At 29.1% G+C, this 12,900-nt stretch carries 17 protein-coding genes and 1 pseudogene; 16 read left to right on the top strand and 2 right to left on the bottom strand.

Annotated elements, in window-relative coordinates; all coding sequences use genetic code 11:
- Positions 1-746 precede the first annotated feature (746 nt).
- The 10 genes from COL3_RS19580 to COL3_RS19535 all read left to right on the top strand — a co-directional run bounded on the left by COL3_RS19580 (position 747) and on the right by COL3_RS19535 (position 7,632).
- The gene (locus COL3_RS19580; RefSeq protein ID WP_008424052.1) at positions 747-1,199 is read left to right on the top strand and encodes a GNAT family N-acetyltransferase; all 453 of its coding nucleotides are present in this window, start codon (positions 747-749) and stop codon (positions 1,197-1,199) included.
- 149 nt (positions 1,200-1,348) lie between these two features.
- On the top strand, positions 1,349-1,843 hold the full coding sequence (locus tag COL3_RS19575; RefSeq protein WP_008424054.1) for a GNAT family N-acetyltransferase: 495 nt from the start codon (positions 1,349-1,351) through the stop codon (positions 1,841-1,843).
- Positions 1,844-1,909: 66 nt separating this feature from the next.
- Positions 1,910-2,332 (top strand): VOC family protein, encoded by a 423-nt coding sequence (locus COL3_RS19570; protein WP_008424056.1) that lies wholly within the window; start codon positions 1,910-1,912, stop codon positions 2,330-2,332.
- A gap of 660 nt (positions 2,333-2,992) precedes the next feature.
- Positions 2,993-3,541: a hypothetical protein gene (locus COL3_RS19565; RefSeq protein WP_008424059.1), complete on the top strand. Its 549-nt coding sequence runs from the start codon at positions 2,993-2,995 to the stop codon at positions 3,539-3,541.
- A gap of 94 nt (positions 3,542-3,635) precedes the next feature.
- Positions 3,636-3,869: a hypothetical protein gene (locus COL3_RS19560; RefSeq protein ID WP_008424061.1), complete on the top strand. Its 234-nt coding sequence runs from the start codon at positions 3,636-3,638 to the stop codon at positions 3,867-3,869.
- 13 nt (positions 3,870-3,882) lie between these two features.
- Positions 3,883-4,146 (top strand): hypothetical protein, encoded by a 264-nt coding sequence (locus COL3_RS19555; protein ID WP_008424065.1) that lies wholly within the window; start codon positions 3,883-3,885, stop codon positions 4,144-4,146.
- A 96-nt stretch (positions 4,147-4,242) separates the two neighbouring features.
- A complete protein-coding gene (locus COL3_RS19550; RefSeq protein ID WP_008424067.1) occupies positions 4,243-5,010 on the top strand; it encodes a GNAT family N-acetyltransferase in 768 nt (255 codons plus the stop codon).
- A gap of 143 nt (positions 5,011-5,153) precedes the next feature.
- Positions 5,154-5,528, top strand: coding sequence for a hypothetical protein (locus COL3_RS19545; protein ID WP_008424070.1), 375 nt, complete (start codon positions 5,154-5,156; stop codon positions 5,526-5,528).
- 163 nt (positions 5,529-5,691) lie between these two features.
- Positions 5,692-6,501: a MerR family transcriptional regulator gene (locus tag COL3_RS19540; RefSeq protein WP_008424072.1), complete on the top strand. Its 810-nt coding sequence runs from the start codon at positions 5,692-5,694 to the stop codon at positions 6,499-6,501.
- Positions 6,502-6,579: 78 nt separating this feature from the next.
- Positions 6,580-7,632, top strand: coding sequence for a BtrH N-terminal domain-containing protein (locus tag COL3_RS19535; protein ID WP_008424074.1), 1,053 nt, complete (start codon positions 6,580-6,582; stop codon positions 7,630-7,632).
- A 298-nt stretch (positions 7,633-7,930) separates the two neighbouring features.
- Here COL3_RS19535 and COL3_RS19530 read toward each other — a convergent pair whose 3' ends face one another.
- The gene (locus COL3_RS19530) at positions 7,931-8,692 is read right to left on the bottom strand and encodes an SDR family oxidoreductase (protein WP_008424076.1); all 762 of its coding nucleotides are present in this window, start codon (positions 8,690-8,692) and stop codon (positions 7,931-7,933) included.
- Between the two features lie 212 nt (positions 8,693-8,904).
- Between COL3_RS19530 and COL3_RS19525 the strand changes: the two genes are divergently transcribed.
- Positions 8,905-9,354, top strand: a complete 450-nt coding sequence (locus COL3_RS19525; protein ID WP_008424079.1) for a MerR family transcriptional regulator — start codon at positions 8,905-8,907, stop codon at positions 9,352-9,354.
- Positions 9,355-9,438: 84 nt separating this feature from the next.
- On the opposite strand, the pseudogene COL3_RS19520 reads toward COL3_RS19525, so the two are convergent.
- Positions 9,439-9,945, bottom strand: a pseudogene (locus tag COL3_RS19520) (MFS transporter); the annotation flags it as partial.
- Between the two features lie 294 nt (positions 9,946-10,239).
- Between COL3_RS19520 and COL3_RS19515 the strand changes: the two are divergent.
- The 5 genes from COL3_RS19515 to COL3_RS28905 all read left to right on the top strand — a co-directional run bounded on the left by COL3_RS19515 (position 10,240) and on the right by COL3_RS28905 (position 12,899).
- Positions 10,240-10,839 carry a hypothetical protein gene (locus tag COL3_RS19515; protein WP_008424083.1) on the top strand — a complete coding sequence of 200 codons (600 nt, stop codon included), beginning with the start codon at positions 10,240-10,242 and terminating at the stop codon, positions 10,837-10,839.
- Between the two features lie 231 nt (positions 10,840-11,070).
- Positions 11,071-11,937 carry a diaminopimelate epimerase gene (gene dapF, locus COL3_RS19510; protein ID WP_008424085.1) on the top strand — a complete coding sequence of 289 codons (867 nt, stop codon included), beginning with the start codon at positions 11,071-11,073 and terminating at the stop codon, positions 11,935-11,937.
- 156 nt (positions 11,938-12,093) lie between these two features.
- Positions 12,094-12,537, top strand: coding sequence for an NUDIX domain-containing protein (locus COL3_RS19505; RefSeq protein WP_008424087.1), 444 nt, complete (start codon positions 12,094-12,096; stop codon positions 12,535-12,537).
- A 46-nt stretch (positions 12,538-12,583) separates the two neighbouring features.
- Positions 12,584-12,736 (top strand): hypothetical protein, encoded by a 153-nt coding sequence (locus tag COL3_RS28910; protein ID WP_008424089.1) that lies wholly within the window; start codon positions 12,584-12,586, stop codon positions 12,734-12,736.
- A gap of 7 nt (positions 12,737-12,743) precedes the next feature.
- Positions 12,744-12,899, top strand: a complete 156-nt coding sequence (locus tag COL3_RS28905; RefSeq protein ID WP_180277965.1) for a DUF6790 family protein — start codon at positions 12,744-12,746, stop codon at positions 12,897-12,899.
- Position 12,900 lies beyond the last annotated feature (1 nt).

The raw sequence follows: 12,900 nt of genomic DNA, 5'->3' as shown, positions 1-12,900 counted from the left end.
AAAAATATTTATTATTTCGGTAAGCTACCACATAAGTCTAGTTTACATGTTGTTTAGCTATAATTTATATTATAACTTTGCTTAATATATGTGTTATGAATTAGCATTTACAGTTTAGGATAAGAGATTAGAGAAAGCAGTCCAATAAAAGGGCTGCTTATTCATTTTAAATTAATTTAATTATAAATTGATTATTATTAGTAGATTAACTTATATTATATAAAATTATTATGTGGTAGTAGATTTTACTTGATTATTACCCTTATCTTTGTTATTTTTACCTTTCATTTTATCAACATTACTTTTGTCATTTTTGTTTCTGTTATATTGAGAACTACCCATATTAATCACCACCTTACTTTATTTTTTATTATTCACGGAAGAACATATGGTTATTCATTTTTGCGAATAAATTATTGTATACATTAGGGCATTTATTTGAGCTGGAAAATATTATTGCTTCTATTCAAATGGTGAAATGGTTATGGATTACAATATGTATGGATATAGATTTGATAGAAGCGGAGTGGCTGTTAAATTAGGTTAATATTTGAAAAATATGTTATAATCTAATTGTGGAAGGTGATAATAAGATATTACGAATGTAAGATCAGGCAAAGTTTGAAGGCAAAAATGTATTCAGCTTTTTATCTTCTCGCCAATGAAATAATTGTTAGCGCATAACATTATGTTTTAGTTCGTAATTTTCTTAATGATGAAATATGTTATTGATGGAGGAAAATAAAATGAGTTTGAAAATATTAAATACTGATAGTACAAATATTGATTTTATAAAACTTATTGAACTATTAGATAATGACCTTAATGAACGATATGGAGAATTGCAAAAACAATATGATAAGCATAACAAAGTTGATTATTTAAATGACGTGATAATTATTTATAAGGATGAAATACCTGTTGCCTGTGGAGCATTTAAGGAATACAATATTGACACCATAGAATTAAAACGAATATTTGTAACAAAAGAGAACAGGCGACAAGGATTATCAAAATTAATAATTACTGAATTAGAGAAATTAGGAAGCAGCAAAGGATATAAATATGCTCTGTTAGAAACAGGAATAAAACAACATGAAGCAATTAATCTGTATAGAAATAATGGATATGAGCTAATAGAAAATTATGAACCGTACAAAGGGAATGCAAATAGCATATGTATGGAGAAAAATTTATAATATTGGATATTTTGCTTGGATATTATGATTAACACACAAGATTCTTATAAAACGTAATAGTATTCATAAGGCGAAATAATGATTATAAAAAAGAGGCAGACAAGTAGTAATTTCATGTAAGGATATTTATATTTTGTGAGGTGTAGTAAATGAAGATTATTTTTGAAAAAATGAATTTGGAACATCAAAAAGAAATTATGGAAATTTTTAATTTTTATGTTGAAAGTGGCACTGCTGCTTTCCCAAACAATAAATTACCTGAACCGTTTTATACAATGCTAATGAAAAAATCAGAAGGGTATCCTTCATATGCTCTAAAAAATATAGATAATAATTGTGTCGTTGGTTTTTGTCAGTTAAGTCCCTATAATCCATTTCCAACATTTAATTCAACTGCATGCATTACTTATTTCATTGCAAATGAATATACAGGAAAGGGACTGGGTGAGAAATGCCTATTAAAATTAGAGCAAGATGCGTTAGAAATGGGAATCACCAATTTGGTTGCAGAAATATCATCAGAGAATCATGGTAGCATAGCATTTCATAAAAAACATGATTTTTATATTGCTGGAGAATTGAAAAATATAGGTGTTAAGTTTAATAGAAAGTTTGGCGTTGTGTATATGCAAAAAAATATTTAAGCTTCAAAGCATTCAGATTTGAGTAGAGCATATATAACAAATTTTAATAGAAAAGGGGGATGAACAATGATTCAATCAGTTGTGCATATTGCTTTAGTAGTAAAAGATTATGATGAAGCAATCGAGTTTTACACAAAAAAACTTCATTTTACATTAATTGAAGATACATATCAACCTGAGCAAGAGAAAAGATGGGTAGTAGTATCTCCACCAGGTTCAAATGGAACAACAATATTACTTGCCAGAGCATCAAATTCAGAACAAGAGGCATTTATAGGAAACCAAGCAGGCGGAAGAGTTTTTCTTTTCTTAGGAACTGATGATTTTTGGCGTGATTATAATGAAATGAGAAAAATAGGTATAGAATTTATTAGAGAACCTAAAAAACAGGATTATGGAATAGTTGCAGTATTTAAGGACTTATATGGTAACTTATGGGATTTGGTTGAGTTTAATGAAAATCATCCAATGCTTGAAAGAGTTAAATAAATAAAATATGAAAGCTTGAATTACAAATTATAATTTGAAGCTTTAAACATACCCCAAAGCGTATAAATAATTTTTAATTATGGCCGTTCAAAATTATTTCACCAAACATTAAGGTTGAAATGCATACGCAAAAAAATGGAGTCCAAATTTGACTATATGTTAATATAAAAATTGAGAATAAGTCTACACTAATAAGCAATTAAGTCGACATATTCTACTGATCCGATCTAAGCTTTAAGGACATTATACCATAATATGCTATTTTCACAAGTCTATAGCTGTCACAATGGTAAATGTTTTGTTACAAGTATGGTGTAATATAGAAATAAGGCTTCTTGTAAGAGTGGGATTAGCTGTGACTGAAAAAGTAGGCTATGTGAGAGTTTAAACAGTAGATTAAAAAAACAGGCAGACTGAAAATAGAATTATTTTTAGCGTTCACATATAAGCAAATTTAAGACAATAAGCACTTTAAAAGGTTTATTGTCTTTATTCACGTCACTTAAGACTGATGTAGGAATATGAAAAGCTTGTAAAAAAATACAGTTATAATATAATATGTTTATATAATAATGCTGAATAGTAAGAGTATTAAATGAATGGTGATTTATGGTTTTTGAAGGTGATAAATAATATGAGTACAAGCAGAGGTGAGTTGTGATGGCTAAAAAATCAAATGAAAATAATTATAGGGAGAGTATTCTGCAGATTATGGCTGAAGTACAAGATACTTATTATAAGCCTGAAGAAGCTTCTACAATAATAAGATTTATTGAAGGATATAAACATGATAATGACTTTTATAAAATATGTTTTTCGTGGAATGGTTGCAGGGGAGAAGAATTTAAGGATGATAGCCAAGATTTTAGAAATAAGATTTCAATCTACATTTGTCTTAATAATGATATAAAAGTACCTCCATTGCTTTTAAAAGATTTAGTACAGGAAATAGGGAAGGCTTCAGTAGAGTCTTGGGGGGCGCCTGAATATTTATTTTTACTATCAGAACGATTACTTAAGGAAACAGAAGGGCAATATATCGAAACCTTCGGCAAAACTCTTTTTAGCAGTATGGATACGTATGGATCATGCATTAGTATGGATTTTTCAAAAATTAATGTTAAAGGAATACTTAATGAACTAAATTCAAAACAGTATAAAGACAAACTTATTTTAGATTTAGTAGATTACTTTAAATCCAAGTTATAAATCCCTAAATAAAATATTGGTGTGTATTTAATTCACACTATTTTTATAATGTTGGCATATATAAATTCAAATTAAAAGGAAAAGGGGGAAAAAGATGATACAACTAGGAAACGCACTTATTCTTTTAGCACTTATAATGGCTCTATTTTTCGCTGTTATTGCAATAATACGAGGATTTAAAGGCATGAAGATAAGCAAAAGTTTTGAAACATCTAATAAAAAAATAAAAGTTGGTTATTGGCTGCTTTCGGCTATACATATGTGGGTGGGCATTTTAATAACTCTGTGTTATTTGATTGCAGTAGTATTGATTTTAAATAAATTATAAGGGAGGTAATCTGGTGGGTTTTTTAATTTTTCTACCGCTTATTGCGGCTATAATTGGGATTATTATTTGTCTTATTTGTTTTATAGGAACATGTCTGATAATTATTGGTGGTACAGGCATAGCAATGAATAAAATATACTTGAAGCAGATGAAAACAAAAGATATTAAATTAAAACCTTTATTTAATACAAGCTCAATAATTTTAGGAATTATATTTATATTATTCCCTTTAGGATGTGCTTTATATGGGATTATTTTTTCATTATCATCAAAATAAGCATATAAGTATCATTTATAATATCCGCATAATCTATAGAAAACTTAATTCAAATTTGTGGCACAGATCATTTATAGAATAAAGGAGGATAGTTATATGACAAATAATAACATATTAAATATAGCTATGCAACAATCTGCTATTGATAGTAATTGCGATATCGATGACTTTAAAGGTTTTGAAAACAAAGTTGTAATTTCAAAATATAATAAAAATGCACGAAAGTATCTTGAGTTACCTTTTTTGTGTGACTTAACCTCGTATGGCAATAATATTGTTGCTTCTGTTTCTGATGAATTATCAACAATCGTTACTGATTATATCAATAAATATCCAGTAGAGCATTGCTTTGAAACACCAAATTTACATGTGATGATAGAAAAATTGAAGCCGTTTAATATGAATGTTTGCTTTATGGCTGAATATTTTTTGCCTGATATGACAGTTATAAGGCCACTTGAATGTAATTATGAAACGAAAATTTTAGAAGCTGTAGATTTTGCAGATTTATATTTGCCTGAATGGAGCAATGCGCTGTGTGAAAAACGCAAGCATTTAGACAAATTAGCTGTTGGTGCATATCACAAGGGAAAACTTATCGGACTTGCTGGTTGTTCTGCAGACTGCGATTCGATGTGGCAAATTGGAGTTGATGTTTTACCTGATTACAGAAAACAAGGAGTAGCTTCTTGTTTGACAAATAAACTTGCATTTGAAGTTTTATCAAGAAATATAGTTCCGTTTTATTGCTGTGCGTGGTCAAATATAAAATCTGCTAGAAATGCAATTAAAAGTGGATTTAAGCCTGCTTGGGTTCAAGTGACTGTTAAAACAAATGATTTTATATATAACATTAATAAATAGGGATTATTTCTTTTTGGGTGGCATTTAGTCCTATTAACAATCAGTAGTAAAGAAGATTTAACTTATACAGCCTTTACAATGGGCCCGATTTCGTATAAATCACTAAATCAAATAACTAACAATTTATTAAAGGAGGAAGAATCGTGACCTGGGCGCAAGAAATATTTAGAGCACTACTATTAACTTTTGGTACCACAGAAATCATAACCAATACATTATATTTAATTAAAGATAACGGATTAGATTTAGCAAGAAAGCAACACGGAGAATTACCGCCTCAAATACCATATAAAAAGATTAAATTAAAAGTAATATGTATGTTATCATTTGGAATAATCTTCTTTGCTGTTTCTTTATTATCTTATTTACTTCATAAATATATTTCCAATACTATTTTTATATCTTCAATATTATTTTGTTTGTATGGAATAATAGAAGCCTTATACTATAGATATTGGAAGACGTTTGGGTTTGCATTTGCAACAATATTATTAATGATAGGCTCGATATTGATTTAAGATATAAATTGAAAATTATTTATATAATCTATGAACAAATTATAATTTGTAGATAACATTATTTATAAGTAATGGTTTATATTAATTGTAATTATCCCTTTGAAAATACGATCCAAGTATGAAATATTTCTATTTATAACAATAAAGAAGGAGAGCTAGATAAATGCTTAAAATAGGTGAATTTGCTACACTTACTGGAATTAGTATTAATATGTTAAGAAATTATGATAAAATAGGCCTACTTATTCCAGAGTATGTTGACGAAATTAATAGTTATCGCTATTACAGTGAATGTCAGATAATTGTAGCTAATCGTATTCAAATACTCAAAGAATTAGGTTTTAATTTAAAAGAAATTCTAATGATAAACCATTGTTCTGATGATGATATACTCAAATTAATTAAAAATAAGATTCTAGAAAAACAAAAGGAAAAGGAGTGCATTGAAGAGCAAGTCCTGCGGATGAATCAAATCATTAATGATCTTGGAATTTATAGTGATTATGCTTTTTCTGTTAAAGTAACTACTCTTGAGTCTTGGAAAGTTGTAAGTCTACGGGCAAATATAAGCAAATTCGAAGATGAAGGGGCATTGTGGGAAAGATTTAAACAGAAATGTATTGAGAACAATGTGAAATTATTAAATAATGAATATTCTTATGCTATAACACATAACATTGATTTAACAAATAAAATAATAGACACAGAAGTTTTACGAATAGTCAGTGAAGTGCCAGCAGAACCAAAGGGATTAAAGTATTATGAGTTACCTAAAAGTGAAGTTGCTGTTGTATCATTTAAGGGAACTTATAGCAAAATCAGTGATATCAGCAGTTATGTTAATAAATATGTTAAATGTATGGGATATGAAACAAGTTATGCACCATTACGTAAATATTTCGTGGCGCCTAACAACGAACTTGATTCAAATAATTACATAACAGAATATTATTATCCTCTAAAAAAGATATAAAAACTATTGACCCTAGTATCGCACGAGGGTTTATTATATTTGTGTTGCAACAAAAATATAAGTTTTAGGAGATATAATATGCGAGAAATAATTGATATAAAACATCATTTTGATGATTATGAATGTATGTGGAATGGTATAGAGGATATATATATGAATAAAACAGGAGAATGCTTACCAAACAATTATTTCTTTACTCTAGCAAGTTTTGGTTCTTTTTGCTATTTAAAAACTCAAAAAGCTGAACTTAAGAGGTGTGTGGCTTTAGGAGATGGACGAACAAAAAAGATGTATGAATTTTTGGCGCCAATTGTTGGGTTTGAATATAAGCATTTTGAATACAGGAATTTTGAAAAAGCATTAACAAAAGCCAAGGCAGAAATTGATTCTGGATATCCAGTAGTTTTGGGCGCTATCGATATGTTTTTCCTTCCGTATTTTGATAAGCTGTACAAGAAAGAACATATTCCCTTTCATTATATACTTATGGTTGGATATGATGATGAAAAACAAAGGATTTATCTATACGATTGCGGAAGGTCAGAGTTACTCTCACTTTCATATATTCAGATATGTAATGCTATGAATTGTAATTATCCTGGTTTGAGTAAGGCAAATACACTATGCACCATTAGAATGACTAAAGGAAGAAATAAAATCCAAATTGCTAAAGACGCGCTTGCAAGGAAAAAATATTCATTTTTAAATCCAGCAACAGGTTTTCTAGGATATAAAGGGTTTGAAAAGTTTATTAGAGAACTCCCAAAATGGAAGGAGGAGATTAGCAAAGAAGAGTACGATAAAATACTAACTAATATGGTAGAGTTTTTCGGCGAAGTACCAACAATTCCAAATGCTATTAAGGGAATAGGTGAGCCTGATTTCATTGAATTCAAAGGTGGATTTGATAAAATGAGTAAGATACTTAAGTATTTAGGAGATGAAACCCAAGATGATTACTGGAAAAAGTCGGCAATCTTTTTTGATGAAGGTGCAGCAGTAATTAAGCAGATTTCTGATGTTATTATAGACTATCTATCTAACAAAGAAGATAATACAGTGTTGTTACCTAAACTTTTTTCAGAAGTTTTAGAGAAGATGAAAGAAGGATACAATGCATTAGATTTTTGAAAAGTCTACTAGTTTTATAATTAGTTATTAGTGCTTCAGTTTTTTAAAAAGATTATAAGAATAATCTCGTTAAATTTCAATTTGTAGAGGACAATAGATAAAATAAGTATATGAATAATAACCGGGCAGGATTAAGATTAATTATGAAAAGAAAATTCTCTCTCGAACTAAATGTATACATGTTATATGAAATAGTGTTATGGTTATGGGCTAATAAGGAAAGAATAGTTTTGTAGATTCGATGAATATACAATATTTTCATACTCCCCCTATTTCGCCCAGCATAGTAACTTTGTTCTTATATGACTGAGCCAAATACTCCAATGCGTTGGCCATTGACCCATCCCATTTCATCTGAGCATAAGCTAGCAACAACAGGTCCAATATCAGAAGCTTCTCCCATTCTTCCGAGTGCAGTTTGAGAAGCAATCATATCTTTAAGTCCTGGATTTTTAATATAAGTATCTCCGCTAAATTCGGTGTTAACAGCTCCTGGAGCTATAGTATTTGCTCTTATCCTTCTTGATCCTAATTCTTTAGCTAAATATTTAGTAAAAATTTCTACTGCACCTTTTGCAGAAGCATAAAGCCCAGAACCTGTAGATGTAAAACTAGTTAACATTGTGGAAGTGTTTATAATTCTACCTTCGTCAGCAATAAGTGGAATTAGTTTTTGTGTCAAAAAGAAAACTCCTCTAAAGTGTACATTAAATATTTTGTCAAACTCTTCTTCTGTAACTTGTAAAATAGGTGTATGATTTGAAATTCCGGCATTATTAATCAAAAAATTAAAATGCTCTTGACCCCATTTATCCTTTAGAACATCTGATAACTTAGATGCAAAGGAATCAAAGGAAGATATATTACTTACATCAAGCTGAATAGCAGCAGCTTTACCACCATTTGCTTCGATTTCCTTTACAACTTCATCTGCCTTTTCCTTTTGATTATTGTAAGTGATAATTACATCTATTCCTTTTTTAGATAATGATATTGCAGAATTTCTACCAATTCCACGACTTCCACCTGTAACTAATGCAATTTTACTATTATTGTTCATAAAAAAGCTCTCCTTTAAATATTTATTAATCATTTAGAAATTAATCTCTCGTTATTTATACTTTTACTTATTTTAAAATTATAGTAGTACCCTAGTTAAGCTTGTATAAATCACTTGAAAATAAATTTCCTATAATTTATACTCATGTTAATACCTAGAGTTATATCGAGGTCAAGCTTTTTTTAAAATAAATTTTAAAGGGGATTTTGAAATTGACATATTCTATAAAAGATGTATCACAGATATTAGGGCTTTCTATATATACAATTCGTTTTTATGATAAAGAAGGGCTTTTACCATTTGTAGCAAGAAATAAATCAGGAAATAGGGAATTTACTGAGTCAGATTTAGGTTTATTTAAAGTGATTTGTTGTTTAAAGAATTCAGGAATGCAAATTAAAGATATTAAAAAATATATTGATTTCTGTATGGAAGGTGCCAGTACTATAGATGAACGAAAAAAAATACTTTTAGAACATCGTAAGGAAATTATGAAACAAATGGAGGAGCTCAATAAAAATCTAGAAATAGTTGATTTTAAGATTGAAATGTATGAGGCTCCTAATGCCATAGAAATTATTAATGAACAAAGAAGAAAAGCTTATGAAGAAAAATGTGAGAATAACTTATTGCAAACAGCAGAAGATGGTAATATTAGCTGATAACTACATTTACCAAGAGCAAATTAATTAATAAATATTAATTGATTTTCCCTTGGTAAAGAACTATATCGCTCCTTTAAATATTTAATTTAGTAAAGTATTCATTCTTTTATAAACTTTAAAATAAACTAGCATGGCATTTATTAGTAATAATGCACCTGTAATAAAAAATACGTTTCTTATACCAAACCAGGCTGCCACTTGTCCGCCTAAAACAGCACCTCCAAATATGCCTAAGTAACCTGCTGACATATTAATTCCAAAAACCCTGCCTGTAATTTCACTTGGGGTGATCTTCTTAATGAGTATATTTACAGAAGGCATAAGCCCTGCACTGGTTAATCCTAGTATAAATCGAAGCCCCATTAACTGCCAAGGATTTGTTACAAAAGCTTGTGGTATAAAATCTAGTCCTGCCACAATAAGTGCTATTAACATAACTTTTTGTACTCCAATTTTATCTGCTAGTTTCCCGAGTCTCGGAGCAGCAATTATATTTGCGAGTCCAGAAGCTGAGTTAATAATTCCAAGATGGCTTATATAAAGCGGTAATACCGGAGCAATCTGGCTCATTCCAATGCTCGATACAAACATTCCGAACCAACACACAATTAAATTTCTCTTCCATAGTTTCATTCGTACACTTATCCTCCATGATATATAATTATCCATTAGAACCACAAAGTTCTTGTTCCATTTTAACATATCTAACAAGAATAGAAATGAATAAAGGAGAGCTTTTATTCAAATGGCAAAGGATTGTGGAGTGTAGCATGTATGGATATAAATTCGATATCAGCGGAGTGGCTGTTAAATTAGGTTAATATTTGAAAAATATGTTATAATGTAAATAAATGCGAAAAATATCTTTTTGGAGGTATAAAAATGGAAAGAATGCCATATAAGCGACCAACTGAACATTATGATGAAAGAATCAAGCAAATAGATGAAAAAATTTGTGAATTAATAAATAAGCGAAAGATTACTTCGGATAATAATCCAGGTTATCCGCCTTTTGAATATATATCTAACTGGGCAGATAAATTTAACTTATTTGAGGACTTATTAAAATCAGTATTTGGTGCACTATGGAATGAGAAATCATACAAACCATTAGTTAAACCAAAAGAATTTCAAAGGAATTTACCAGTTTTAAAGTCACTCGAGATAGATAATCGTCTTTTTTCTATTATGGCTATCCGTCAGTACTCAAATTCTAGCGTTATAAATTTTAATATAGATTGGGATAATACAAGTGATTCATTGGAACATCAGTCTAGGCATGCTAATTTTGAGCTATTTATAAGTGAACAATATGAATGTCGAATGTTGGATGGATGTGGAGGTAGAGGCCATTTTCATTATAACTTCGTTGTATCTCCACAATTGCCTGATGATCTTTCAGGAATTAAATTGATTTTTAAAGAATTTAATATGCAATTTAGAGATAAACAAATAGGTGGTGACATTGTAATTCAGTTGTAATATGTGATTTTGGGTGGTTAGTTCGTATCTTTTTTTATGGAACGTAATAGTAATGATACAAAATATGGACAGAAAAAACTATTAAAAAGCTAAGTGAAATATTAGATATAACTTAATACACAATATTTTTAAGGCGTATAAATAGAATTATACGAACTATATTAAAAGAGTCTTGGTAAATATTAATTACTGCAGAACTAAGATTAGAAGATATAAAAAGGGAGACAAAAAATGAACATGAATTATTTTGTTAAAACCCATGGATTAGGAAATGAGTATATTGTTTTAGATAAAGAAAAAATTAATTTTAACTTAACACAAAAGGCGATTCAAAGAATATGTAGTGTTAATTTTGGTATAGGCTCAGATGGGATTCTACTGAAAGTGCAATCAAGCAAGGCAGATTTTGGATTAAGAATTTTTAATCCAGATGGTTCTGAAGCAGAAAAAAGTGGAAACGGCTTGAGAATATTTTGTAAGTATATTTTTGATTATGGCTTCACTAAAAGCGAAGAGTTTTCTGTTGAAACTAAAGGCGGAGTAATCAAAGCAAAAATTATTGAAACATCAAACAAAAAAGCAAAACTAATTTCAGTAGATATGGGAAAAGCAATTTTTAATTCAAGAGAAATCCCTACAAATTTCCTGACAGAAGAAGTAATAGGAGAAAAACTGGAAGTTGATGATAGAGAATATGAAATAAATTGTGTTTCAATAGGAAATCCGCATTGTGTCATTTTAAAAGAAGAATTAAATATTGATGAAATAAAAAGTAATGGAAAGATTATAGAAAACCACTGCCAATTTCCAAATAGAACTAATGTTCAATTTGCAAAAGTTATATCAAGAAGCGAAGCAGAAATATTAATATGGGAAAGAGGTGCTGGATTTACATTAGCATCTGGAAGTTCATCATGTGCAGTAGCAAGTGTTTTAAGAAAAAAGAATTTAGTTGATAATAAAGTTAAAATTAAAATGCTTGGTGGCGAATTATTAATAGAAATAGATAACAATTGGAATATAAAAATGACCGGAGAAGTTAGACAAATAGCAGAAGGAACTTTAAGTGATGAACTTATAGAGGATTTAAATAAGTAAACATACATTGAAGAAAAGATATTTAAAAATAATGATATGGAACCAGATATGGTTCATTTTAATTTAAATAGCTACATGAATTTAAAATAGTATCCACAACATTCTTATAAAACTTTATAGTAATAAATAACAAATTAAAAATATGAGGCACGGTATATGATTAAAGTAAATTTTTATGAATTAAATACTATAGAAGATAATAAATTATTATTTGCAGTAATAGTGACAAAATTTAATGGACAGTGGATTTATGTAAGACATAAAGAAAGAAGTACCTGGGAAATTCCTGGAGGACATAGAGAAGAAAATGAAAATATTAATGATACTGCTTCGAGAGAGTTGGTAGAGGGAACTGGAGCAGTAAAGTTTAAATTAATTCCAATATGCACTTATTCTGTAGAAAGCGATGAAAATGTTAATTATACTGAATCTTTTGGGCAACTATTTTATTCAGAAGTAGAGGCGTTAAATGATGATCTTCATTTTGAGATAAGTGAAATTAAATTATTTGAAGATATACCAGATAAACTAACATATCCTCTAATTCAACCATTTTTACATAAGAAGGTATTGGAGTTTTTACAAGAGATGCCTACATAATTTTCGTAAAAAACAAAATAGTAAATTATTAGGAAGTGAATATATTATGAAGTTAAAAAGGTCTATATTAATTCATTTTGACAGAAATAAATCATTACAGGAACCTGAAGGCGATATGTATAGCGGTGATCTTTTATATTCAGTGTTAAGGGTAGACAATAATTTTTGGTTTACAAGGTTTTTTAGGACATGTATTTAAATCAGATATGATAGCTGAGTTTATAGGATGGGAAAAAGGGAGTCCATTTCAGAAAGAATTAGGATATGGAATTTCTGGTTTATTATGTATATGGATGAGTAAAGATTTTTGGTTAGCTTTATTAAAATGTAATAGTAACACATTGTATAAAGGGAGATGTTAGT

The sequence above is a fragment of the Clostridium sp. LS genome, assembly GCF_002760435.1.
Taxonomy (GTDB): domain Bacteria; phylum Bacillota; class Clostridia; order Clostridiales; family Clostridiaceae; genus Clostridium.
The sequence above is the reverse complement of the archived record's forward strand: the minus strand, read 5'-3'. Positions and strand labels throughout refer to the sequence as shown.